The organism is Flavobacterium polysaccharolyticum, from assembly GCF_038739875.1.
Taxonomy (GTDB): domain Bacteria; phylum Bacteroidota; class Bacteroidia; order Flavobacteriales; family Flavobacteriaceae; genus Flavobacterium; species Flavobacterium polysaccharolyticum.
In genome coordinates this window covers 1-25,289 of the sequence record NZ_JBCGDP010000032.1, presented here as the reverse complement: position 1 = coordinate 25,289, position 25,289 = coordinate 1, and the positions used below count along the sequence as shown (strand labels likewise).

Sequence of the window (25,289 nt, the reverse complement as noted above, 5' to 3'; positions counted from 1 at the left end):
TTTATCTCTCTTTCTCTTATCAATCTCTCAAGGAACTTTCCGTGTTTTGCGGGGTGCAAAGGTAAGTAACGTTTTTATTTCTCACAAGCTTTTTTTGATATTTTTTTTTTCGAAAATCTCTTCCCGATTATATCAATAACTTGCCAGTATATAAAAGAACGTCTGCGTTGTTGCGGGTGCAAAAGTAACACCTTTTTTTACTTTAACAAGACTTTTTTAAACCTTTTTTTGATTTATTTTTTAATGCAACAATAAAACATTGATAATCATTATTTAATAAAAACATTAGCTTTTCAAAAAAAGTGGTTCATAACAAGTATACCGCTTTTAAAGCGCAATTACCGCCATTAAACGCACCACGTATTCTGATTTCAGGGCAAAATAAGACTAATTGTTACCTATATAGTAGAAAACATTATTACACCCTTACTTTATCTATATTATATATAATGTATCCATACATTATATATGTGACATCCTCTTGGGGCGAGGTTCGCCCTAAGAGATAGAACGGACAGCCGGAAATAGCTCCTAAAAAAAGAAAATAAATTCGATTGTTTAATTGAGATAAACTACCTATTTAAGTTGCATAGCTTTTACATGCCAAGCCTCATTCAAGTCGTTATAATTTACTGGGGCCGCAGGTGGTTGGTTTTGAAGTCTTCCCGTTTCAAAAGCTCTTACTAAGATCGTTTCAATTAAAAAATCTTCATTTACTTCATAAGGCTTATATTTTGTCTTAAGATTTATATCAAAAATTCGAGCAGTGGTATTGGCCCAAAATGCTTTCCATCCACTTTTTAGGTCCGAAACCAGATCGTATGTAGTAATACCAGTTTGTCTATGAATCAATTTCACTAAAATTTGCCCCTGTTTTCGTGACAGCTTTTTTAGTTTAGCTTCAAATTCATTCGTTAAATAATCTTCGACGATTTTAAAATACTTTTTTTTCTCTTTGTTTGTTTTTAAATAGGACATTCCTTTTTTGAGCGCCACTAATCTTTCGGAAGCAAGTTTAGCATAAGGATACGTTTTATACACTCGGTTTTGAAGAATTAAAAATTGCTTTTTATCCTCAAGACTTAATTTTTCTTTACTTATAATTATTTCGGGCAACAAAATAGTATCACTAAGTATACTATCATTCTCAATAAGGGCAGGGTCTTTTTTTTCGCTTTCTTTAGGAACATTCTGGGCTTGTGTAGTAAGAAATAAAAAAAAGAAAAACAAACAAATATAGATTCGGTTCATGATAAAAATTTATAATTCAAAATTATAAATTTTTATACAAGTCTGATGCCAAATTTATAAATTAGCAAAAAATAATTTTTATGAATTCACAATCAATATTAAACGCCAATTCATTGGCTTTTTTGGAAAAATATTTAAATAACGCCTCTCCTACTGGATTTGAATCTGAAGGCCAAAAAATTTGGATGGAATACCTAAAACCTTATGTAGACACTTTCATCACCGACACCTACGGAACTGCTGTTGGAGTCATCAATCCTGGAGCACCTTTCAAAGTTGTAATCGAAGGACATGCGGATGAAATTGCTTGGTACGTAAATTACATTACCGAAGATGGATTAGTTTACGTAATCCGTAATGGCGGTTCGGATCATCAAATTGCCCCCTCAAAACGAGTAAATATCCATACCAAAAAGGGCATAATTAAAGGAGTTTTTGGTTGGCCAGCCATACATACTCGCAGTAGAGACAAAGAAGAAAATCCAAAAACAAGTAATATTTTTATTGATTTAGGATGTGAAACCAAAGAAGAAGTTGAAAAACTCGGCGTACATGTTGGCTGCGTGATAACCTATCCTGATGAATTCATGATTATGAATGAAAACAAATTTGTTTGTCGTGCTATTGACAACAGAATGGGAGGTTTTATGATTGCCGAGGTCGCTCGATTATTACATGAAAACAAAAAACAACTTCCATTTGGCTTATATATAACCAATGCAGTTCAAGAAGAAGTTGGATTGAGAGGAGCTGAAATGATTACGCAAACCATCAAACCTAATGTCGCCATAGTTACCGATGTTTGTCACGATTCAACAACACCAATGATCGACAAAAAGATTGAAGGCGAAACCAAAATTGGAAAAGGTCCTGTAATAACATACGCTCCAGCTGTTCAAAACAACCTTAGAGAGCTCATTTTGAACACAGCATCAGAAAAAGGAATTCCTTTCCAGCGTCTTGCTTCTTCACGTGTTACTGGAACTGACACTGATGCTTTTGCATATAGTAACGGAGGGGTTGCATCAGCGTTAATTTCATTACCATTGCGTTATATGCATACAACTGTAGAAATGGTTCATCGTAAAGACGTAGAAAACGTAATCCAGTTAATCTATGAAACCTTATTAAAAATAGAAAACAATGAAACATTTTCTTATTTTAAATAAGAGTCAATGAAATTAATTTTCAGTTATTACAAATCACATAAAAAAACGCCATTCAAAAAAAGAATGGCGTTTTTTTATGTAAATCAAAAATTTAACTATTAATTTTTGCTTTTAATTGTTTGTACTCAGCCGTCATTTCTAATGCGCTATAAACATTCATAAGTGTTTTTGCTACGTCAACATTTTTCGGATCTAAATCCACAGCTTTTTTAAGAAAAGGAATAGTACTTTTAAACAATTCTTCTCTTTTTTTCTTCAAAACATCATAACGTTTCATATCATTAGTAGATGTACCTAATTTATTCATTTCATCAATGATAGGCTTCTCATTTTCTAATTTTAAGGCAGCAATATTAATGTAAGCATTAGTATAAGCTGGATTAATTTCAATTACTCTATTATAATACTTTTCAGCGTCAGCATTGTTTTTTGCATTTGCACTTAAAACACCTAAATTAAAAACTAAATCAGCATCATTTGGGTTTTTAGCTAATATATCAGATACTAATTTTTTATAAGTTTCAAAATCTTTTGCTTCTAAGTATAAGTTCGCTTCTGTCAAAGCTAAAGAAGTATCCTCTGGATTAGCTTTTCTTGCATCAGAAACTGCTTGTTGAGCTTCTTTAGATTTACCTTGTTGCACCAAAATCAATGCTACGTTTTTATATATCTCACCTCTCTTAGAAGGAATAACTTCTGTTCTTGGTTTCTCGTGCGTACCTAATTTAATCATACGATCTCTTTCGGCAGCTGTTAAATACATATCTTCTTGAGAAGTTAATTTGTTTACTGCAAAATAATTAGTTCCTTTACCTGAATAGTTAAGTTTCTTTAACTCGTCATAATTTTTAAGAGCTGCATCGTAATTCTTTGCATTTACATACGTTGATGCTGCATAATATAAATTAATTGTATCTTTTTTATCCAATTGATAGGCATCATACAATTTTTTGGCTGCAACTTCATACTTATCTGATTTTGAATCAACAATAGCCTCATTAATCAATTTGTATTTGATATCTATTACAGATTTAGTAGCTTGTGCTGTATATTTTGATTTTCCTGAAGCTTTCTCTACTTCGATCAACTCTTGAAATGCTCCAGCTGCTAATGATAAATTAGCATCTTTATCTACACTTTTGTTAGCTAAATCTAACATCACATTTCCTTTAACAAAATAGTATTGTGCTTTTTCAGCTTCGGTAGCATTTATTATAACCGTTTCAGCATCTAACAAAATTGTTTTTGCTTCATCGGATTTACCCGCTTTTAATGCTTTTTCAGCTGCTTTAATTTGATCTTTTTGCGCAAAAGTAGCTACTGAGATCAACATAATTGACGCGAGTAATACATATTTACTTTTCATGGTATTCTATTTTTATTTATTATTTATTAATCTTCATCATTTATTTCATCTTCCTCGTCGCTGTCGTCCTCTACTACATCATCTTCATCATCCTCTTCATCTTCTTCAGCAGTATCATCTTCAAGAACTTCAAGTACTGGTTTTACGCGTTCGACTGCTGAGTTTTCAGAATTATCATTTTCATCTGCTTCATCTTTCATTACTTTTGTTACTGCTGCAATCGAGTCGTTTCCTTTTAAATTAATCAATTTCACCCCTTGAGTGGCACGACCCATTACACGCAAGTCTTCAATAGCCATTCTGATGGTTAAACCAGATTTATTAATAATCATCAAATCATCAGCATCAGTAACAGCATTAATAGAGATTAGCTTACCCGTTTTTTCAGTGATATTCAATGTTTTAACCCCTTTTCCTCCACGGTTTGTAATTCGATACACATCCTCTCCATCTTCGTCTACCAACTTGGTACGTTTTCCGTATCCATTCTCTGTAACTACTAAAATTTGAGAATCAGTTATATCTTCTTTATCCACTGTAACCATTCCGATAACTTCGTCGGATTCATCTTTTAACGTAATTCCACGAACACCAGAGGCCGTTCTTCCCATTGGACGAGTTTTTGTTTCTTCAAAACGAACTAATTTTCCAGATTTAACCGCCAAAATGATTTGACTTTCTCCATTGGTTAATTTCGCCTCTAACAATTCATCGCCTTCTTTGATCGTAATTGCAGCTACACCATTCACACGTGGTTTTGAATATTTCTCTAAAGAAGTTTTCTTAACCTGACCTTGCTTAGTCACCATAATTAAATTATGACTATTTATGTAGTCTTTATCTTTTAAATCTTGTGTGCAAATATACGCCTTTACTTTGTCATCACTTTCAATATTAACTAAATTTTGAATCGCTCTTCCTTTAGCCGTCTTATTTCCTTCAGGAATTTCATACACTCTCATCCAGAAACATTTTCCTTTTTGAGTAAAGAACATCATGTACTGATGATTGGTTGCTACAAACATGTGCTCTAAGAAATCTTGATCTCTTGTTCCAGCACTTTTTTGACCAACTCCTCCTCTATTTTGTGTTTTATATTCACTCAAATTAGTACGTTTGATATATCCTGCATGAGAAATGGTTACCACCACACTCTCATCTGCAATTAAATCTTCAATACTTACATCTCCCCCTGAGTATTCAATTAAAGAGCGACGAGCATCACCATATTTATCTCTAATTTCAATCAATTCTTCTTTTATCAAGGCGGTTCTCAAATTAACATCAGCCAATAAAGCACGTAAATGGTCAATCAATTTCATGATTTCTTCGTACTCCGCTCTCAATTTATCTTGCTCAAGACCTGTTAATTGTCTCAATCGCATTTCAACAATTGCACGAGCCTGGATATCTGAAAGTTTAAATCTTTCAATCAATTTTTCTCTTGCTTCTTCTGTGTTTTTAGAAGCTTTAATCAATGCAATTACTTCGTCTATATTATCAGAAGCTATGATTAACCCTTCTAAAATATGTGCTCTCTCTTCCGCTTTTCTTAACTCGAATTGTGTTCTTCTTATTACAACATCATGACGGTGTTCTACAAAATAATGAATCAAATCTTTAAGATTCAACATTTGAGGTCTTCCATTCACTAAAGCAATATTGTTAACACTAAAAGAAGATTGCAATTGTGTATACTTATAAAGCGTATTTAAAACCACATTTGGGGTTGCATCACGTTTTAATATATAAACAATTCGCATACCGTTTCTATCTGATTCATCTCGGATATTGGCAATACCTTCAATTTTCTTTTCATTCACTAGATCCGCCGTACGCTTAATCATATCAGCTTTATTAACCTGATATGGGATCTCAGTCACAATGATAGATTCTCTTCCGTCTACTTCTTCGAAACCTACTTTGGCTCGCATTACGATTCGACCTCTACCTGTTTTAAAGGCCTCTCGTACTCCTTCATAACCATATATAATGCCTCCTGTTGGGAAATCAGGCGCTTTAATATGAGTGATTAATTCATCAATTTCGATGTCATTATTATCAATATAAGCTAACGTTCCATTGACTACTTCGGTTAAATTGTGCGGAGGCATATTAGTAGCCATACCCACAGCGATTCCTGTCGCACCATTAATTAATAAGGTAGGAACACGAGTTGGCATTACTTTAGGCTCGTATAAAGTATCGTCAAAATTCAATTGAAAATCAACGGTTTCTTTTTCGATATCTGCCATAATCTCCTCAGAGATCTTACGCATTCTCGCTTCAGTATAACGCATTGCCGCTGGACTATCTCCATCTACAGAACCAAAGTTACCTTGTCCGTCAACTAATAAATAACGCATACTCCATTCCTGAGCCATACGAACCATGGCATCATAAACAGAAGTATCTCCGTGTGGGTGATACTTTCCTAAAACTTCACCGACAATTCTTGCGGATTTTTTATGGGCTTTATTTGAAAAAACTCCTAAATCATACATTCCATATAGCACTCTACGATGTACAGGTTTTAAACCATCTCTAACATCAGGAAGTGCTCTGGATACGATTACAGACATCGAATAGTCGATATAAGCTGATTTCATTTCATCTTCAATGTTAATAGGAATTAACTTTTCTCCTTCAGACATAAGTTGTTATATTAAATAATTATATTAATTTCAAAACGTGCCAATATACGGCTTTCTGAACTTTTTTCAGGTATTTTAACAGTCTAATTTCTCTAATTTATTAACAATAAAAAACCCTATAATAGTTAATAAATTTCGTCCATTTTAACTTATATTTTATTATTATTTTTGTCACTTAGCTGACACCTGATATTACTAGGAATGATTTTTGTTTATAAATAGTAAATCAGTAAATTTACACATATAAAACATATACCACATGGATGACAATTTTTCCCCTAGAGTAAAAGATGTTATTACGTACAGTAAAGAAGAAGCCTTACGATTAGGTCATGATTTTATTGGAACGGAACATTTGATGTTAGGCATTTTGCGTGATGGAAACGGAAAGGCTATCCATATTTTAAACAATTTGGATGTAGATTTAGAACATCTTCGAAGAAAAGTTGAAATTCTTAGCCCTGCTAGCCCTATTAGCCTAGAAGTAAATCTTGAAAAAAAGAATTTACACTTAACACGACAAGCCGAAAGAGCTTTAAAAACAACCTTTCTTGAAGCCAAGGTTTTTCAGAGCACTTCAATCAGTACTGCACACCTACTCTTGTGCATTTTGAGAAACGAAAACGATCCCACAACCAAGCTATTAAATAAACTAAAAATAGATTATGATTTAGCTAAAGAACAATATTTGAATATGACTCCAAACGAACAAGATTACATCGATAACTTGCCAAAAAACGAATCATACAATGATGATTCAGGACAAGATGACAGTCTGAAAGAAGGGACTTTCAACAACCCTATAAACAAATCCAACAAAAAATCTAAAACACCTGTTTTAGATAATTTTGGGAGAGATTTAACAGAAATGGCCGAAGAAGGAAAATTAGATCCTGTAGTAGGTCGCGAAAAAGAAATTGAACGCGTATCTCAAATTTTAAGCCGTCGTAAAAAGAATAATCCTCTTTTGATTGGTGAACCAGGAGTTGGAAAATCTGCCATCGCAGAAGGACTAGCCCTAAGAATCATTCAAAAAAAGGTCTCTAGAATCTTATTCAATAAGCGAGTAGTTACTCTTGATTTAGCCAGCCTTGTGGCTGGAACAAAATATAGAGGACAGTTCGAAGAACGAATGAAAGCGGTAATGAACGAATTAGAAAAAAACGATGATATCATTCTATTTATAGATGAAATTCATACCATTGTTGGTGCAGGAGGAGCAACAGGTTCATTAGATGCATCTAATATGTTCAAACCCGCCTTGGCAAGAGGTGAAATTCAATGTATAGGCGCAACTACACTGGATGAATACCGCCAATACATAGAAAAAGACGGAGCTTTAGAAAGACGTTTTCAAAAAGTAATCGTGGAACCCACTTCGGTTGAAGAGACAATTACTATTTTAAATAATATTAAAGATAAATACGAATCACATCACAATGTTACCTATTCTCCTGAAGCAATAGAAGCTTGTGTAAAACTAACTGACAGATATATGTCGGAACGCTTTTTACCAGACAAAGCTATTGATGCTTTAGACGAAGCAGGTTCAAGAGTTCATATCACTAATATAGATGTTCCAAAGCAGATTTTAGATTTGGAGCGTCAATTAGAAGATGTGCGCGAATTGAAAAATTTAGTTGTCAAAAAACAAAAATATGAAGAAGCAGCCAAACTACGTGATGATGAAAAACGAATAGAAAAAGATTTAGCTATTGCTCAAGAGCAATGGGAAGAAGACTCAAAAAATAACCGAATCAATGTTACAGAAGATAATGTTGCTGATGTTGTTTCTATGATGACAGGGATTCCAGTTAATCGTATTGCTCAAACAGAAAGTAATAAATTGGCTAAATTACCAGAGCTTATTCAAAATAAAGTAATTGGACAAAATGAAGCTGTTTTAAAAATAGCTCGTTCCATTCAAAGAAACAGAGCTGGTTTAAAAGATCCCAACAAACCCATTGGTTCGTTTATCTTCTTAGGCCAAACTGGAGTCGGTAAAACACAATTAGCCAAAGTACTTGCAAAAGAATTATTTGATTCTGAAGAAGCTTTAATCAGAATCGATATGAGTGAATACATGGAAAAATTCGCTATTTCAAGATTAGTTGGAGCACCTCCGGGATATGTAGGTTACGAAGAAGGTGGCCAATTGACAGAAAAAGTACGAAGAAAACCATATTGTGTTGTACTTTTGGATGAAATAGAAAAAGCACATCCAGACGTATTTAACATGATGCTACAAGTATTAGATGATGGGTTCTTAACAGATAGTTTAGGGCGTAAAATCGATTTTAAAAATACGATTATCATTATGACCTCAAATGTAGGTGCGAGACAATTAAAAGATTTTGGACAAGGTGTTGGATTTGGTACCGCAGCAAAGGTTGCTCAAGCCGAAGATAATTCAAAAAGTATTATCGAAAATGCATTGAAAAAAACCTTTGCTCCTGAGTTTTTAAACCGAATCGACGATGTTATTGTTTTTAATTCATTAGAAAAAGAAGACATCAACTTGATTATCGAAATTGAATTAAAAAAACTATACGCTCGAATCAAAGATTTAGGATACACCTTGAATCTTTCTGACAAAGCAAAAGCATTTATTGCTGACAAAGGTTTTGACAAACAATTTGGTGCAAGACCGCTAAAAAGAGCCATCCAAAAATATGTAGAAGATGCTCTAGCCGAAGAAATTATAACTTCAAAAATTAATGCTGGTGACGAAATCTTTATGGACATTGAAGAAGGTGCTACTGAGTTAACGGTTAACGTCAATAAAGCAGAAGAACCTACAAATCAATAAATTAAAACAAATTATTTATTTTAGCCCGTTATGTTTTTTTACTACATAACGGGCTAATTCTTTATATTAATTTAACTTTTTTAAAAAACAAAAAGTTACTTTTGAAGTTTTTATTAAACAACTTGTTGTATGCTACAAAACAAAGTCATCTTAGGAAGTGAAGAATGGTGCTCTTTCCCTGACCTAAATATTCCTACTATCAAAGCTAGAGTCGATTCGGGAGCCAAAACTTCAGCTTTACATGCCATAAATATTGCCCCTTTTATCAAAAATGATAGCAATTGGGTTAAATTCGATATTAATCCCATACAAAATAACAACAAAACTGTTATTCATTGTGAGGCGCCATTAGTAGACAAACGAATTGTAAAAAGTTCCAGTGGTTATAGAGAACAACGCTATGTGATTCAGACCTTATTAAAAATTGGAGACGACACATGGAACATAGAAATGACATTGACCAACAGAGATTCAATGGGATTTCGAATGCTTTTAGGTCGTGAAGCTATGAGTGGACGTGTTTTGGTAGATCCTGAGCAAAAATATTTATTAGGACAACCCTCTGCAGATAATCTGAAAGAATTATATAAGAATGCCGAAAAAGCAAGTTCTGGCTTACGAATCGGAGTTTTGGCTAGTAATCCAGAATTGTATAGTAATAAACGAATCATGGAAGCTGGTGAAATGAGAGGACATGAAATGCATTTTTTGAACATCAAAGAATGTTATATGAAATTAGACGCCAAAACACCAGAAATTCATTATAGAGGTGGAAAAATCCTAAATCAATTTGATGCTATAATTCCAAGAATCCGTCCAAGTATTACTTTTTATGGTTGTGCTTTGACCCGTCAATTTGAGGCCTTAAAAGTATTTTGTCTTAATTCATCAACGGCGATAACACAATCTAGAGATAAGCTCTTTTCTTTACAATTATTACTTAACAATGGCGTCGACATACCAACCACTGGATTTGCAAATTCTCCATTAGATACCAACGATTTAATAAAAATGGTGGGTGGTCCTCCTTTAATTGTAAAACTACTCGAAGGTACCCAAGGAAAAGGTGTAGTTTTGGCTGAAACAAAGAAAGCAGCAGAGAGTGTTATTAATGCATTCAAAAGTTTAAATGCTAATATATTAGTACAAGAATTCATAAAAGAGGCAAATGGAAAAGATATTCGTTGCTTTGTAATTGATGGAAAAGTAGTGGCAGCTATTCAACGTGAGGCAATGCCTGGCGAATTCAGAGCTAATATTCATCTTGGTGGAACAGCTTCAATAATTAAGGTCACCAGTGAAGAAAAAAGAATCGCTATAAAAGCGGCTAAAGCCATGGATTTAAAAGTAGCAGGTGTAGACATTATTCGCTCTTCTAAAGGTCCTTTATTGCTCGAAGTAAATTCTTCTCCTGGATTAGAAGGAATTGAAGGCGCAACCAACAAGGATATTGCTGGTGAAATGATAAAAGCCATCGAGAAAAACTTTAAAAGCAAAGCAGTAGTTTAAAAGAGACTAAAAAATATTGGGTTCACTAGAAATTTCTTCAAAAAAATTACTAGTGGACTCATTATTTTAGGGTAGTCTAGTCAAAATTTAATCAAAAAAAAATGTGTTTTTCAAAGAATTACAAAATAAGCATCGAACATTATGAGATAGATGTATTATAAAAATAAATAAAGCAAAAAAAAAGGCTTGAATTCCTACCAATTCTGAGGTCTTTTTAATGAAAACAAAAACATTTGACACTTTTAATTTCGCCTTATTTTTCAAGGCTTTTTTTTCGTAAATTTGAATGTATTCATTTACCTAAGTAAGTGATTACAAGTATCTTAAGAACATTAAAAAAATTAATGAAATGGAAATTGTAACAAATACAGAAACGTTTAAAAAGGGAAATTGGACTACAACGATTAATGTTTATGATTTTGTAGTAAAAAACATAACTCCGTATGAAGGAACTGCAGATTTTTTAGTTGGACCTTCAAACAAAACCACAAAATTGTGGGAGGCATGTAAACAACAATTATTAAAAGAAAGACAAAATAACGGTTGTTTAGCCATCGATACCGAGACCATCTCTAATATTACAGCTTTTGGCCCTGGGTATATTGATAAAGAAAATGAAGTGATTGTTGGTCTTCAAACTGATGTTTTACTCAAAAGAGCTATGAAACCATTTGGTGGAATCAAATTAGTAGAGTCAGCAGTTAAAGAAAAAGGGCTACAAGTATCAGAAAGAGTTTCTGACATCTTCAATTACGCTAAAGACCATAATCAAGCTGTTTTTGACGCTTATGATACGGAAATCAAAATATATCGTTCTAAACACGTTTTAACTGGCTTACCTGATAATTATGCTAGAGGAAGAATTATTGGTGACTTTAGACGTTTACCCCTATATGGAGCTGATGCATTAATTGATGCAAAAAAAGCTGATTTTGCTAATGTTGCTGGAGAAATGAGCGAACACAAAGTGCGTTTACGTGAAGAAATCACCAGCCAAATCAAAGCATTACAAGATATGAAAACTATGGCATTATCTTATGGTGTCGATGTATCTAAACCTGCTACTACTGCCTATGAAGCGGTTCAATTCACTTATTTAGCTTATTTAAGTGCCGTTAAAGAACAAGATGGTGCTGCAATGTCACTAGGTAACGTTTCGTCTTTCTTGGACATTTATATTGAACAAGATTTAAAAAGTGGTTTAATTACTGAAGAAGAAGCTCAAGAATTCATTGATCAATTCGTAATGAAACTCAGAGTAGTTCGTCATTTACGTCCAGGAGCTTATGACGAAATATTTGGTGGAGATCCAACATGGGTAACTGAAGCTATTGGAGGACAATTCCATGATGGCAGAACAAAAGTTACTAAAACTTCCTTCCGTTTTTTACAAACCCTTTATAATTTAGGTGCTTCACCAGAACCAAACTTAACTATTCTTTGGTCACAAAACCTACCAAAAGGATTCAAGGATTTCTGTGCTCAAGTTTCTATCGACACCTCTTCTCTACAATATGAGAACGATGATTTAATGAAAGCCAATAGAGGTTCTGACGACTACGGAATTGCATGTTGTGTGTCTTATCAAAAAATTGGTAAATCAATTCAACATTTTGGAGCACGTGCTAACCTACCTAAAGCTTTATTAATGGCTTTAAATGGTGGACGCGAAGAAGACAAAGGCGCTTTAGTTATCAACAACATTCCAGAAATGAATGATGAAGTGTTAGACTATGACAAAGTATTTACTGCTTTTAAAATAACTATGGCAGAGGTAGCTAGAGTATATGCTAAATCAATGTTTATCATTCATTACATGCATGACAAATACTATTATGAAAGAGCTCAAATGGCATTAATTGATAGTGATCCTGCTATTGATATTGCTTATGGTGCCGCTGGTATTTCAATCATTGCCGACTCATTATCTGCAATAAAATATGCAAAAGTAAAACCTATCAGAAATGAACAAGGATTAACCGTAGATTTCAACATTGAAGGCGACTTCCCTAAATTTGGTAATGATGACAACCGTGTTGATGATATTGCCATTGAAATTACAAGTTTATTTATTGATGAATTAAGAAAACACAAAACATATAAAAATGCCACTCCTACCCTTTCTTTACTAACAATCACATCTAACGTGATGTATGGTACAAATACTGGAGCTACTCCTGATGGAAGAAAAGGCGGAGAATCATTTGCTCCTGGAGCTAACCCAATGCATGGAAGAGATGTAAATGGAGCTATCGCTTCTTTAAACTCTGTAAGTAAATTGAAATACAATGATGCTCAAGATGGTATTTCTTATACCTTTTCAATGATTCCTAAGTCATTAGGGTCTACAAAAGAAGATCAAATCTTGAACTTAAAAACTACTCTTGACGCTTATTTTGGTAAAGACGCACATCATTTGAATGTTAATGTTTTAAATAGAGAAACTTTGATGGACGCATATGAACACCCAGAAAATTATCCTCAATTAACAATTCGTGTTTCTGGATACGCTGTAAACTTCGTTCGTTTGTCAAAAGCGCATCAATTGGAAGTAATTAGCAGAACTTTCCACGATAGAATGTAATTAAGTATAAAATTCAATGTGAATGATTAACTTCAAAACCTGTTTAGAACACTTAATCTAAACAGGTTTTTTAATAAATTTCTTTTTACCTATGTATTTTCCTGAACAATCCCAACATGATGAAGCCTTAAATAATGCAGATATTGATTTGCTACGCATACATTCTTTAGAAACTTTTGGCACACATGATGGTCCTGGAATTCGAATGGTGATTTTTGTCCAAGGTTGCCAATTTAGATGCTTATATTGTCAAAATCCAGATACATTAGATGTTCATGGAGGTTCTTTTATTCCTATTGATGATTTGGTTCAAAAAGCAATCAATCAAAAACTCTTTTTTGCAGAGAATGGAGGAGTTACCGTTTCTGGAGGAGAACCTTTACTTCAAAGAGCTAAATTGATTCCTTTTTTTGAAAAACTCCATCTCAATGGAATCTCAACTTGTTTAGATTCTAATGGTCGTGTTTTAGACGAACAAACAAAAGAATTGCTAGACAAGACCGATATTTTATTATTGGATGTTAAGCATATCAATAATGATTGGCATAAAAAACTCACGGGGTTAAAAAACAAAACCACACTAAAAGTTGCCAAATACCGTGAACAAACCGGAAAACCAATGTGGTTGCGCTATGTTTTGGTACCAGGTTGGACCGATCAAGAAGAATATTTACATGAATGGGGACAATACTTTTCAGACTTTAAAACAGTAGAACGGGTAGAAATCATTCCATTTCATCAAATGGGAAAACACAAATGGGATTTATTACAATTCGAATACGCTTTCGCTGATGTTCCTTCACCCTCAGAAGAAATTATCCAAAAAACAACCGCTATTTTCCAACAATACTTCGAAAATGTTGTGGTGAAATAAACTAAAATTTTTCAAAACAATTATATAAAATGTCAAAAAATAAATATTTAATGGTAGTTGCAGGAATGATTATGCAACTGTCAATAGGCTCTATCTATGCCTACAGTAAATGGATAGAACCATTATCCAAAGAATTGAATTGGGATGCACACGATACCAAAACCGCTTTTAGTTTGGCCATTTGCTTCCTTGGACTTACCGCAGCATTTATGGGGAAATTTGCTCAGAAAATTGGCCCAACCAAAGCAGGTAGCATTGGAGCAATCTTTATAATAATCGGTTTGATTGGAAGCAGTTTCGCCGTAAAATGGGCTTCCATTGAACTATTCTACCTCACTTTTGGTGTACTACAAGGAATAGGTTTAGGATTTGGTTATGTTGTTCCAGTCTATACAGTTGTAAAATGGTTCCCAGATCGACCCGGTCTAGCATCTGGGATAATAATTATGTCTTTTGCTTTAGGATCTTTGTTAGCTTCTTTTATAATTGGACCACTATATGCCTCAATAGGCTTGTCTAGTTCATTTTTATTATTAGGAATCGTTTATGGCCTTTGTATGCTATTAAGTGCTTTTTATTTAGCAAACCCAGCAATAGAAAACAATTCAAAAGAACATTTTACAATATTGACAGCAAGAGAAATTATTCAAGACAAGCGTTTTATTACACTATGGTTACTACTCTTTTTGAATGTTTGTGGTGGAATTGCAATTATTTCAAAAGCAGCAATATTAGGAGAAGAAGTAGTAGGAATGACAGCTACTCAAGCTACTTTATTTGTAGCTATCATAGGGCTGTTCAATGGTTTAGGACGTCTGTTTTGGTCCAGTATCTCGGACAAAATTGGTTGTTGGTCAACCTTCATGATTTTTTTGACTATAAATATGATTTGTTTTGCTTTGATTCCTATTGTAGCTACTAATAGTACCTCCTTTCAAATAGTCACTTATATCATTATTGCTGGTTATGGTGCAGGTTTTTCTACTATGCCATCATTTGTAAAATCAATCTATGGCGCAGAAAATTATGGACAAGTTTTTGGTTACATTTTAACCGCTTGGTCTGCTGCAGCTTTTGTTGGCCCAATACTTTTGGGGTTGACTCATGAAATCACAATTTTTTATTTATTCTCACTTCTAATCGGAATAGCTTTATTTGTTGGATTTTGGCTAAAAAAAATGCTTTAGATATTAAAAAAACAAAAGAGCTCAAAGTCAAAAGACAATGAGCTCTTTGCATAAAAAAATATGGCAAACTATTTTTTTACAATTTTATGAAATACCTCTTCACCATTTTCTAGTTGCAATTTCACAAAATACATCCCAGTACTTAAACTAGTCATATCTATAGTGCTATCTTTCAAAGTCCCCTCTAAAACCAAAGCCCCTTGAGTTGAAATCACACTATATCTTATCACACTAGAAGCAGAAGATATTTGTAATGATTGTTGAACTGGATTAGGATAAACTAAAATTTCATTGGTTGTAAGAGTAGGTTTTAGCGCTTGAGTTTTTTGGGTTGCCCCCCAAATATAACTAAATCCATTAGTCTTGTTTAACAAATCAGGCGTTTGATTTGCTGTTCCACTTGAGCCATTATTAAAAATAATATTTACTGATGTAGGCCCTACTATAGTGTGTTTATAAAAACCATTGGTATCCAAAGTCATATTAACACCAGGCCAAGTAGTATTTGTTGCACTTCCAGCAGGAACAGCATTCCAATAATGAATTTTCGGTGTTGTTGTCCAATTAGTTGGAGGTTTAAAATAAACTGTCATCGTTGTTTGAACAGGACAACGATTCGCTGGTTCTCCAGTCAACCAAGCACCATCATAATATCTAATTCCTGCGGTTGCAGTTAAATCAGCCGTTTTTAGGGTTCCATCATTAAACAATAAATTTGAAGCACTAACTGTTGATGGGAAAGTATAACTGTACCAATCTCCACAATCTTTGGTCATTGAAACTCCAGGCCAAGCAACTGTTGGTGCTGTTCCTGTTGTACCCCAATAGTATACTCTTACAGCAGCATTCCAATTTGCAGGCTTTTTGAAATATACAGTAAACGTAGTTGGAGTAACAAAAGTATAGGTCTCCGTTTTTATTGCTGAACTAACTCCAGTTGTATTAACCGCGAACGCTCTTAAAGTAGTATTACTTGAAATAACAAGATTCTTTGTTCCAATAGCCGATGCAGAAGCTGTAGTTGGTGTAGTTCCATCTAACGTATAATACACAGTAGATGTCGTTGCATTTGCTTTTACTTCTACATTTACGGTAGTACCCGTTGCAAAAGTTCCTCCTACTGGGGAAATAGTAATTTCAGGTGCAATACTTGGGCAACGATTGGCTGGCTCTCCTGCTAACCAAGCTCCATCAAAATATTTGATTCCGGCAGTTGCAGTTAAATCAGCGGTTTTGAGCGTTCCGTCATTGAACAACAAATTGGAAGCGCTAACCGTTGATGGGAAAGTATAACTATACCAATCTCCACAATCTTTAGTCATAGCAATACCAGGCCAAGCTACCGCTGGCGCTGTTCCTGTTGGAGACCAATAGTACACTCTTACAGCAGCATTCCAATTTGCTGGCTTTTTGAAATACACTGTAAATGTTGGTAGCGTACCAAAAGTATAGGTTTCTGTTCGTATTGCAGAGTTAACTCCCGCAGTATTTCTAACAAAAGCGTTAAGCGTTTTAGTAGTATTTATTGAAAGTGTTAAAGAACCAACAGCTGATGGTGATGCAATAGTTGGTGTTGTACCATCGAGAGTGTAGTATATAGTAGAGGTAGGATTATTTGCTGTTAAAGTAGTACTAACCGTTGTTCCAGTTGTAAAAACCCCTCCCACTTGACTTACAGTAAGACTTGGCACATCAACAACACCTAATTTGTCCCAAATAGCAAAATTATTACCAGAAATCTTTAACGTCCAGCCTGTTCCTGAAGGAGACCAATTATCAGAACCTAATTTCATAGCTACTTTATTATCAATAATAGCAGCATAAAGATTATTGGTTGCAGCAACAATATTCAACGTTGAAGTACTGCTTAACAAATTATCTTTTCTCAACTTGATCATTTTGTCGATTTCGGTTCTGATTCCCCAATCGAAGTAATGAGGCCACCAAACCATAGGAGTTCCTGGATGCGTTAAAATATAAGCATAACCATTCAATACTTTAGATCCCGGAAAAATCCATAAATCCTGACCGTAAGGCACTGGTCCTGTATCGTGATTATCCAGCATAGTAACCGCTTTATCTGGCCAAACACCAATTAAACCTGAAGCCTTTCCAGAACCATCTTTTAAATAACTTAAATTATTATCATTAAATGCGTTTTGCAATGCACTTTTGGTTGCAAAATCAAATGCAGTCGAAGAAGCCGTATTGGTTCCTCCCTTAGTATAATCCAACCATTTTACGATTCTATTTCGGTCACCTTCTAACAATTCACCAACTGAAAAATAAGGTGAGGTTGCATCATTATATTCTTTAATGTATTTACCATCAAATCCGTGAACGAAGTCATATCTCCAGCCATCAAAACCGATTTGATTTTTCAACCAAAGCATCCAAGTTTTGATTCCGTTTCTAACTTCAACATTAGAATGATCCAAATCTCTTGCTGCAGTAAACAAACCTGTTGTTCCTGGAGACTTTAAGCCCGCTTGTGCAGGGTCATAATCTGGATTTCCAGTTCCTTTTTGGCCAGAAGCACTAATATTAGAATTATTACAAATAGACCAAGTCTGTGTAGGTGTATTCCAAGAAGGGGTAGAAAAATCATACCATCCTAAAGTTCCTCCTCTATGATTTACTACAATGTCAGCAAGAACTTTTATATTCTTATTGTGCAATTCAGTAATCAAGGAGACCAATTGTGCTTGTGTACCCTGAGCATTATTCAGATCGTACCATACAGTTGGAATATAGCCCATCCCGCCCGTTGATTTACTTGGTGGAGGCAACCAAATAGCATCAAAACCTGCGTTTTGTAAGTTGGCTGCATTGTTTTTTACTACGTCATACCATTTGGTGGTTGACACATCGGTTGTCCAATGAAATCCTTGTATCATTACCTCTCGACCATTTGCGACGTTCTGCGCAAAAAGAGTGGTAAAAAAACAAGATAACAGTACTAAAAGTAAAGTAACTTTTGTTTTCATTTTGTAAGTTGTTATTTGGTTAATAAGTGTGTATTTTTTATGAAATTACTAATTATTAACATACTTTTTTAAACAACTTTCTTTATTTGAGCAATATTTTTACATTATACTCAACTCAAACGTTGTAGTTTCTTAAATTGTTGATAAATTTTCAAGTCCTCAAAAACAATAATTTTACAGTCAACATTATGACATTATTATCTAAAAAAAGAAGAAATAACTATTACAAAGCAAAAAAAAACTACCTCAAACAGAGGTAGCTTTTACATAGATATAATTACAATTAAATCACCAACTTTTAAACGGATGCTCACTCAAATAGCCGTTGTAATAACGGTGATCATTGGTAACTTCTTCTCCTAACCATTCAGGTTTAAGAAACGTTTCTGACTCAGATGACAATTCTATTTCCGCCATTATTAAGCCTTCATTTTCTCCATAAAAAACATCGACTTCGATGATGTGATTTCCAGATTGTATTTCATGGCGCGTTTTATCAATGGTTCCTTTCTCGCACAAATGCATCAATTGCTGCGCTTCTTCAACTGCGATTTCTTTTTCCCATTCAAAACGAGACAATCCACTATCATTGCCTTTTCCTTTGATGGTTAAAAAACCTCTATCACCTTTTATTCTTACACGAACTGTTCGCTCGGGATTTTTACTAATATACCCCTGAGCGATTCTATTTTGAGCAAAAGCTTGAGATATAAAATCAGTGGAGGTTACTAGAAATTTTCTTTCAATTTCTATCATTTGGAATATTTTAGTTATGAAAAATAGTTTTATCAAAATGCCAATCTGAACTTTTTCTGTACCAAAGCTGTCCCTTTTCAACTTCCAAAGGGCAATCAAAATTATTGGTATATAAAGCTCCAGTTCCTAAACCTTGAGGCATTTTTGAATTTTGAAGGTACGTCCATTGCGCAATCGCATTCAAGCCAATATTACTTTCTAAAGCTGAAGTAATCCACCAGCCAATTTTATATTTATCTGCCAAAGTAATCCATTCTTGAGTTCCTCTAAAACCACCCACAAAACTAGGTTTCAAAATAATGTATTGCGGTTGAATATCTTTCAGCAATTGTTCTTTATCAGCAAGAGAAAATACACCTATGAGTTCTTCATCTAAAGCAATAGGAAATGGAGTGGTTTTACATAGCTCTGTCATAGTGTCAGTGTTGTTTTTTTCTATCGGTTGCTCAATACTATGCAACTTAAAACCAGACAATTGATTCAATTTATAGAAAGCTTCATTTAAACCAAAAGCACCATTAGCATCTACCCTAATTTCTATTTGATCTTCGGAAAAATGAGTGCGAATATACCCCAACAAAGCCAGCTCTTTTTCAAAATCAATAGCTCCGATTTTGAGTTTTATACAACTGAAACCTTGTGCAATTTTCTCTTCAATTTGGGCTTTCATAAACGAAGGTTCCCCCATCCAAACGAGTCCGTTTATCACTATAGATTGCGTGCCCGAAGTAAAATCCGACGGGAAAAGTAAAAATGGATTTTCGCTTTTGAGCGACAAAAAAGCCATTTCGACCCCAAATTGAATGGAAGGAAATTCCATTAAAGCTTCCCACAAAACAGTTTCACCTAAGTGTATGTTCTCACAAACCCATTGCAAATTTGCTTCATAATCCGGACGATCATCCGCACTTAATCCTCGAAGAATACCACACTCTCCTATTCCCCATTTTCCATCTTCTTCTAACACCAAAAACCACGTTTCTTTGGTAGTCAGTATTCCGCGTGACGTTCCTGACGGCCGTTTAAAATCGAGTAAGTATTTATGATAAGTAGCTTTCAAAATGGTATGTTTTAAAAAGTTGGTAGAATTATTCTTTTTACAATCTTACTAGCTTCAATTTTGATGATGGAAAATGAATAAGACGGACTAGGCAATTTTTTGCTAGTTTTAATTTAAAAATCCGTGTCATTCGCGTTCCAACAATGAGACATCTTTTAATTATATAAACTCAATACTCTCTCAAAATCATCGGATTTAATTCCTAATTTTTGAAAGGTTTCAAAGTCGATTTTTGTCTTTTCTACCCAGCTCAAACTGTCGGTAACGTTTTGATTTTGGTATTTTTTGTAAATCGTTTTGGCAGATTTGTAGTTGTCGTTTAACAAATACCCGTGGGCTAAATTCAACTTAATCAACAACTCAGTATCGTCTAAGCGTTCGCCGTCTTGTAAAAATTTAATGGCTTTGCCGTATTGCTTTGTCAACAAATAACTGGTTCCAATAGCATTATAATCTTGCACTTTGCCTTTGCCATCATTGATAATCATTTTTAGTTTGGTGATGGCTTCGCCGTGTTTCCCTTGTTTGGCTAATAGGCTCGCCTGCTTCCTTGCGTCTGCATAGGTTGTATTAGACACGCTTGATTCACCAAAACAACTGTTACCAAAATCTTTGAAAGCTTTGTTACGCTCTTCTTTTAATAGCTTTTGAAACTCGGTGTGGGTGTATTTGTTTTGGATTTTATCTAAAACACAAACACAAAAGTCGTCCGAATTGGTCATTTTTTGTGCCATTGTGGAGGTTTTACATTGCTCGATAATATTTTTTCGGTTGCTTGCGTTCCAGCCACGGCTCAATTTATAATCGACCCAAGGCACAACCTCTAACACTATTTTTTGCTTCATAATCCAATTCTTGCTTTCGAAACCAAACCAAATGGCATTGGATTGCAAGCAAGTAGACTTATCCGTCGATAAGCGTTTCGCATCTTTACTCAAAGGGGTTTCTTGCAAAAAGCAAGCCTCTGTGGTACTCCCCGTTTTTTGATAGGTTGTAGCAGCAGCATTTGAAGAAAAAATAGCGTATTGGCATTTATCATCACCAGAGATTTTGGACAAGATAAACACCGCACCCGCAGAACCTTGACTAATTCCAGTAGGGTCTGGAATGGATTTTAGTACTGAAACCAAACTTCCCGCCATTTGTTGGTTTTCGTCTAGTAAAGTAATGCGATACACGACTTCGGTGGTTCCGATGGGTAAGTCTTCTGTTTTGATGATGATTCGGTCTCTTGCGGAAACTATAATTTCTTTGGAAGTTGCTCTTTCTTTGTCCCAATAGCCCGTTTTTTGAGCTAGAAGTGATGGAGAACAACAAAATACTGTAAAAAGTAAAAGGAATGTTTTTTTAATCATAATTAAAATATAAAACAAATCGTGATGAATGCACTCAGCCCTAGCCCTGATGGGAACGGCATCCTCTTGTGGCGGGGTTCGCCACAAGAGATATAGTGTACAGCAGGAAATAGCTCCTAACTCTAACTATACCAGATGAACTACAATTCTATCGACTCGCCAATGGATAAAAGCATCAGGTCTTTTCCTTTGTCGAAAAATTTCTTGATGGCTTGTTCGTGATTGATTTCGATGAAACCAAAAGTATCAAAATGACAGCCTAGCACTTTATCACATTCTACAAAATCCGAAGCAATAATAGCGTCTTCTATGTCCATCGTAAAGCAATCGCCAATTGGGAAAATCGCCAAATCTAGCTTGGTACGCATTGGGATTAATTTCATATCCATTGTCAGTGCTGTATCGCCAGAGATGTAGATGTTTTTGTGTTCGCCTTCGATTACAAATCCACCAGGATTGCCACCGTAAGTTCCGTCTGGGAAGGCGCTTGAATGTACCGCAGCCACATATTTTACCTTTCCAAAATCGAAAGTCCAGCTTCCACCGTGATTCATCGGGTGGAATTTTAGTTCTTTAGCACCGAAATAATTGGCAATTTCCCAATTAGAAACAATTACAGCCTCCGTGCGTTTAGCAATAGCCTCGACATCTTGCACATGGTCAAAATGAGCGTGGGTAATCAAAATGTAATCTGCTTTTAGTTCATTTATATTTATATGGCTAGCTTTTGGGTTTCCAGTAATAAATGGATCTACCAAAATATATTTTCCTGCCACTTCAATTCCGATACAAGAGTGTCCGTAGAATGTAATTTTCATATATGTAAAAGTTATTTGTTAATAGTCATATATGGTATCGCCTTTTATTTATCGATGTTTGCATGCAACAAACCTATTGTTAATGGCGATTTCATAAATAAAATAATTGAAAAATTAATAGATTAAATTATAGTCTTATCGACCACCCATAAAAGTATTCACGATAACGTCTGAAAAGAAATAAATCATACATAATGAAAAAAGTACGGACAGCAAGAACGTGCTTAAAGCCACTTTTTTCAATTCAGGATCTAATTCTTTTGGGTTGGTATTCTTTTTAACCGTATCCAAATGTTTTACCAAAGGGTAATAGGCTAGTAAAAACAAGTATTGATCGATATTAAAATTATTGAGTAAAGCAAAGACAACAAACACTACCATTGCAGTGATAATTAGGAAATAATGGTATTTTTTAGCTTTCTCTCCACCCATTTGTACCACGACTGTATTCTTTCCAGATTTTCTATCCGAGGCTTCGTCTCGCATATTGTTTAAGTTAAGTACTGCAACACTCAATAATCCGATGCCAATGGCAGGCAAAAACAAATCAAAATCCAATTGCTTAGAATACAAAAAGTTAACCCCAAGTGTACTTACCAAACCGAAGAATACAAACACAAAAACGTCTCCGTATCCTCGATACCCATAAGCCGAAGTCCCAACAGTATATTTGATAGCTGAGGCAATAGCCAAAACTCCAAGTACTAAATAGAATAAGGAATACACAAAATTCGTGTCTCCAAAAGCAATATAAATTAATGCAATGGCAGATAAAAGCGTTAGTACCGAAGTGATGATTATGGCACGCTTCATCGCTGGGGCAGAAATCACTCCGCTTTGAATAGCTCGTTTAGGTCCTACTCTATCTTCGTTATCGGTGCCTTTTACGCCATCTCCATAATCATTGGCAAAGTTTGACAAAACTTGTAACCCCAAAGTGGTAAGCAAAGCAAAGCCTAAAATAGACCAATTGAACACTTCGGTTGGTGTTAAAATAGCTTCTGTTGGATGCACTAAGGCATACATACTCCCCACAATTATTCCCGATACGGATAATGGTAAAGTTCTTAATCGTGCGGCTTGAATCCAGTGTTTCATTTTTTAATTTTTTGTTTTTAAAATGTTTAAAAGTTTAAGGTTGTTTAAAGGTTTAAAAAATAATTTAACACGCTCACTATTAAACAATTTTAAACTATTTCAAACAAATTTAAACCATTGAACAACTATAAACTTTTAAGGCAGCCATTTCTTTTCGAAATTAGGTTTGCGTTTTTCTAGGAATGCATTTCTACCTTCTTTGGCTTCTTCGGTCATATAGGCTAAACGAGTGGCTTCTCCGGCAAAGACTTGTTGTCCAACCATACCATCATCCGTTAGATTCATAGCAAATTTAAGCATTTTGATTGCCATTGGTGATTTTGCCAATACCTCTTGTGCCCATTGATAAGCCGTTTCTTCTAATTCATCGTGAGGAATCACAGCATTCACCATTCCCATTTCAAAAGCTTCTTGGGCAGAATAATTGCGTCCTAAAAAGAATATTTCACGGGCTTTTTTCTGTCCTACCATTTTGGCCAAGTACGCTGAACCATAACCGCCATCAAAACTAGTCACATCGGCATCGGTTTGTTTAAAAATAGCGTGTTCTTTACTAGCTAAAGTCATATCACAAACTACATGTAAACTGTGTCCACCACCAACAGCCCATCCTGGCACTACCGCAATAACAACTTTTGGCATAAAACGGATAAGACGTTGTACTTCTAGAATGTTTAAACGATGTTGACCATCATCTCCCACATAGCCTTGATGACCTCTCGCATTTTGGTCTCCTCCACTGCAAAACGAATACACTCCATCTTTAGTAGAAGGACCTTCGGCAGATAACAAGACTACTCCAATAGAAGTGTCTTCTTGTGCATCATAAAAAGCTTGATATAATTCAGCAGTTGTTTTGGGTCTGAAAGCGTTGCGAACATTGGGTCTGTTGAATGCAATTCTGGCCACACCATTGCATTTTTTATACGTGATATCTTCAAATTCTCTAGCGGTAATCCATTCCATTAGTTACAATTTTAAATTTTAGTGTAAAAATAAAGCATTTTTCTATTTTAAACTATTCTTATTGAATAAGCTTTGATAATCCTAATCTGACGAATCTTTTTGAAGTGTTAAAATTGGTCAGAAATTCAGTTTTTTAACAAAGACGAACTAAAAAAATCAGTACTTTTAATTATTGCTAATCAGCGTTGTACTTCTTTTTTTTGAGCTTAGATTAGCGCGGATTTTTTCACTGAATTATTAACCTTAAAAAATGAAAGCTTTTGAAATTAGTTAAAAAAAATGTCGCTCAATTTTTTTCGGAAAGAATGATAAAATCTACTTCAAAAACAATTGGGCAAATGGATGATTCGTTTGCAAAGTATTTTAGAACATAATAGTAGCACCTACAGTCAACAATAAGCGTTTTCAATTTGGTTACCTAAAAGAAATAAGGGAGTTTACCGAAATCGAATCCTTACAATATATATAATAGACTAATGGTTTTATTGCAAGGTTAATTCTATTATTCTGAACCAATCGAAAATTCCATTTAAAGACAAAACATTCAATAGGTATTTTACACTTAAGTTAATCTATTACAAGCAGTTCCTTTATAGCAATAACTGTTGTTTTTCAGGTGATACAAAGACCTTAAGAATGCATCCTTTTTGAAGACAATCTTGTCATCAAAAGAGAAAAGGCTAACCGTATATATCGATTAGCCTTTTTTTTATTTTATGTGTCCCGTCCTGAAATAGCGATACACAAAAACAATCGTTATGGAAGAATACACGAATTATGTAAAGCGCACCCAGCGAGATTACAGCATGTCCTTAAAACTTCAAATCGTTAGAGAAGTTGAGCAAG

Annotated in this window: 16 protein-coding genes; 6 read left to right on the top strand and 10 right to left on the bottom strand. The window is 34.6% G+C overall.

Annotation, left to right across the window (positions count from 1 at the left end; genetic code table 11):
* Positions 1-576 precede the first annotated feature (576 nt).
* Positions 577-1,251: a DUF4294 domain-containing protein gene (locus tag WFZ86_RS19275; RefSeq protein ID WP_342693459.1), complete on the bottom strand. Its 675-nt coding sequence runs from the start codon at positions 1,249-1,251 to the stop codon at positions 577-579.
* A gap of 80 nt (positions 1,252-1,331) precedes the next feature.
* Between WFZ86_RS19275 and WFZ86_RS19270 the strand changes: the two genes are divergently transcribed.
* Positions 1,332-2,420, top strand: a complete 1,089-nt coding sequence (locus WFZ86_RS19270; RefSeq protein WP_342693458.1) for a M42 family metallopeptidase — start codon at positions 1,332-1,334, stop codon at positions 2,418-2,420.
* Between the two features lie 91 nt (positions 2,421-2,511).
* Here WFZ86_RS19270 and WFZ86_RS19265 read toward each other — a convergent pair whose 3' ends face one another.
* A complete protein-coding gene (locus tag WFZ86_RS19265) occupies positions 2,512-3,786 on the bottom strand; it encodes a tetratricopeptide repeat protein (RefSeq protein ID WP_342693457.1) in 1,275 nt (424 codons plus the stop codon).
* Positions 3,787-3,812: 26 nt separating this feature from the next.
* Positions 3,813-6,440, bottom strand: a complete 2,628-nt coding sequence (gene gyrA, locus WFZ86_RS19260) for a DNA gyrase subunit A (RefSeq protein ID WP_342693456.1) — start codon at positions 6,438-6,440, stop codon at positions 3,813-3,815.
* 259 nt (positions 6,441-6,699) lie between these two features.
* Between gyrA and WFZ86_RS19255 the strand changes: the two genes are divergently transcribed.
* From WFZ86_RS19255 to WFZ86_RS19235, 5 genes are all read left to right on the top strand, one after another.
* Entirely contained in the window at positions 6,700-9,249 is a 2,550-nt protein-coding gene (locus WFZ86_RS19255; RefSeq protein ID WP_342693455.1) for an ATP-dependent Clp protease ATP-binding subunit, read from the top strand.
* A gap of 129 nt (positions 9,250-9,378) precedes the next feature.
* Positions 9,379-10,758 (top strand): 30S ribosomal protein S6--L-glutamate ligase, encoded by a 1,380-nt coding sequence (gene rimK, locus WFZ86_RS19250; protein WP_342693454.1) that lies wholly within the window; start codon positions 9,379-9,381, stop codon positions 10,756-10,758.
* A gap of 349 nt (positions 10,759-11,107) precedes the next feature.
* Positions 11,108-13,342: a formate C-acetyltransferase gene (gene pflB, locus WFZ86_RS19245; RefSeq protein ID WP_342693453.1), complete on the top strand. Its 2,235-nt coding sequence runs from the start codon at positions 11,108-11,110 to the stop codon at positions 13,340-13,342.
* Between the two features lie 91 nt (positions 13,343-13,433).
* Entirely contained in the window at positions 13,434-14,216 is a 783-nt protein-coding gene (pflA, locus tag WFZ86_RS19240) for a pyruvate formate-lyase-activating protein (RefSeq protein WP_342693452.1), read from the top strand.
* Between the two features lie 29 nt (positions 14,217-14,245).
* Complete coding sequence (locus WFZ86_RS19235; RefSeq protein ID WP_342693451.1) at positions 14,246-15,403, top strand: L-lactate MFS transporter; 1,158 nt, start codon at positions 14,246-14,248, stop codon at positions 15,401-15,403.
* Between the two features lie 68 nt (positions 15,404-15,471).
* Here WFZ86_RS19235 and WFZ86_RS19230 read toward each other — a convergent pair whose 3' ends face one another.
* From WFZ86_RS19230 to WFZ86_RS19200, 7 genes are all read right to left on the bottom strand, one after another.
* The gene (locus WFZ86_RS19230) at positions 15,472-18,390 is read right to left on the bottom strand and encodes a starch-binding protein (protein WP_342693450.1); all 2,919 of its coding nucleotides are present in this window, start codon (positions 18,388-18,390) and stop codon (positions 15,472-15,474) included.
* Positions 18,391-18,678: 288 nt separating this feature from the next.
* A complete protein-coding gene (locus WFZ86_RS19225) occupies positions 18,679-19,146 on the bottom strand; it encodes a CYTH domain-containing protein (protein WP_342693449.1) in 468 nt (155 codons plus the stop codon).
* 10 nt (positions 19,147-19,156) lie between these two features.
* A complete protein-coding gene (locus tag WFZ86_RS19220) occupies positions 19,157-20,206 on the bottom strand; it encodes an o-succinylbenzoate synthase (protein ID WP_342693448.1) in 1,050 nt (349 codons plus the stop codon).
* 155 nt (positions 20,207-20,361) lie between these two features.
* Positions 20,362-21,561: a tetratricopeptide repeat protein gene (locus tag WFZ86_RS19215; RefSeq protein ID WP_342693447.1), complete on the bottom strand. Its 1,200-nt coding sequence runs from the start codon at positions 21,559-21,561 to the stop codon at positions 20,362-20,364.
* A gap of 140 nt (positions 21,562-21,701) precedes the next feature.
* Entirely contained in the window at positions 21,702-22,379 is a 678-nt protein-coding gene (locus tag WFZ86_RS19210; RefSeq protein WP_342693446.1) for a metal-dependent hydrolase, read from the bottom strand.
* A 135-nt stretch (positions 22,380-22,514) separates the two neighbouring features.
* Entirely contained in the window at positions 22,515-23,477 is a 963-nt protein-coding gene (gene menA / locus WFZ86_RS19205; protein WP_342693445.1) for a 1,4-dihydroxy-2-naphthoate octaprenyltransferase, read from the bottom strand.
* Positions 23,478-23,612: 135 nt separating this feature from the next.
* Positions 23,613-24,443, bottom strand: a complete 831-nt coding sequence (locus tag WFZ86_RS19200; RefSeq protein ID WP_078212935.1) for a 1,4-dihydroxy-2-naphthoyl-CoA synthase — start codon at positions 24,441-24,443, stop codon at positions 23,613-23,615.
* Between the last annotated feature and the right edge of the window lie 846 nt (positions 24,444-25,289).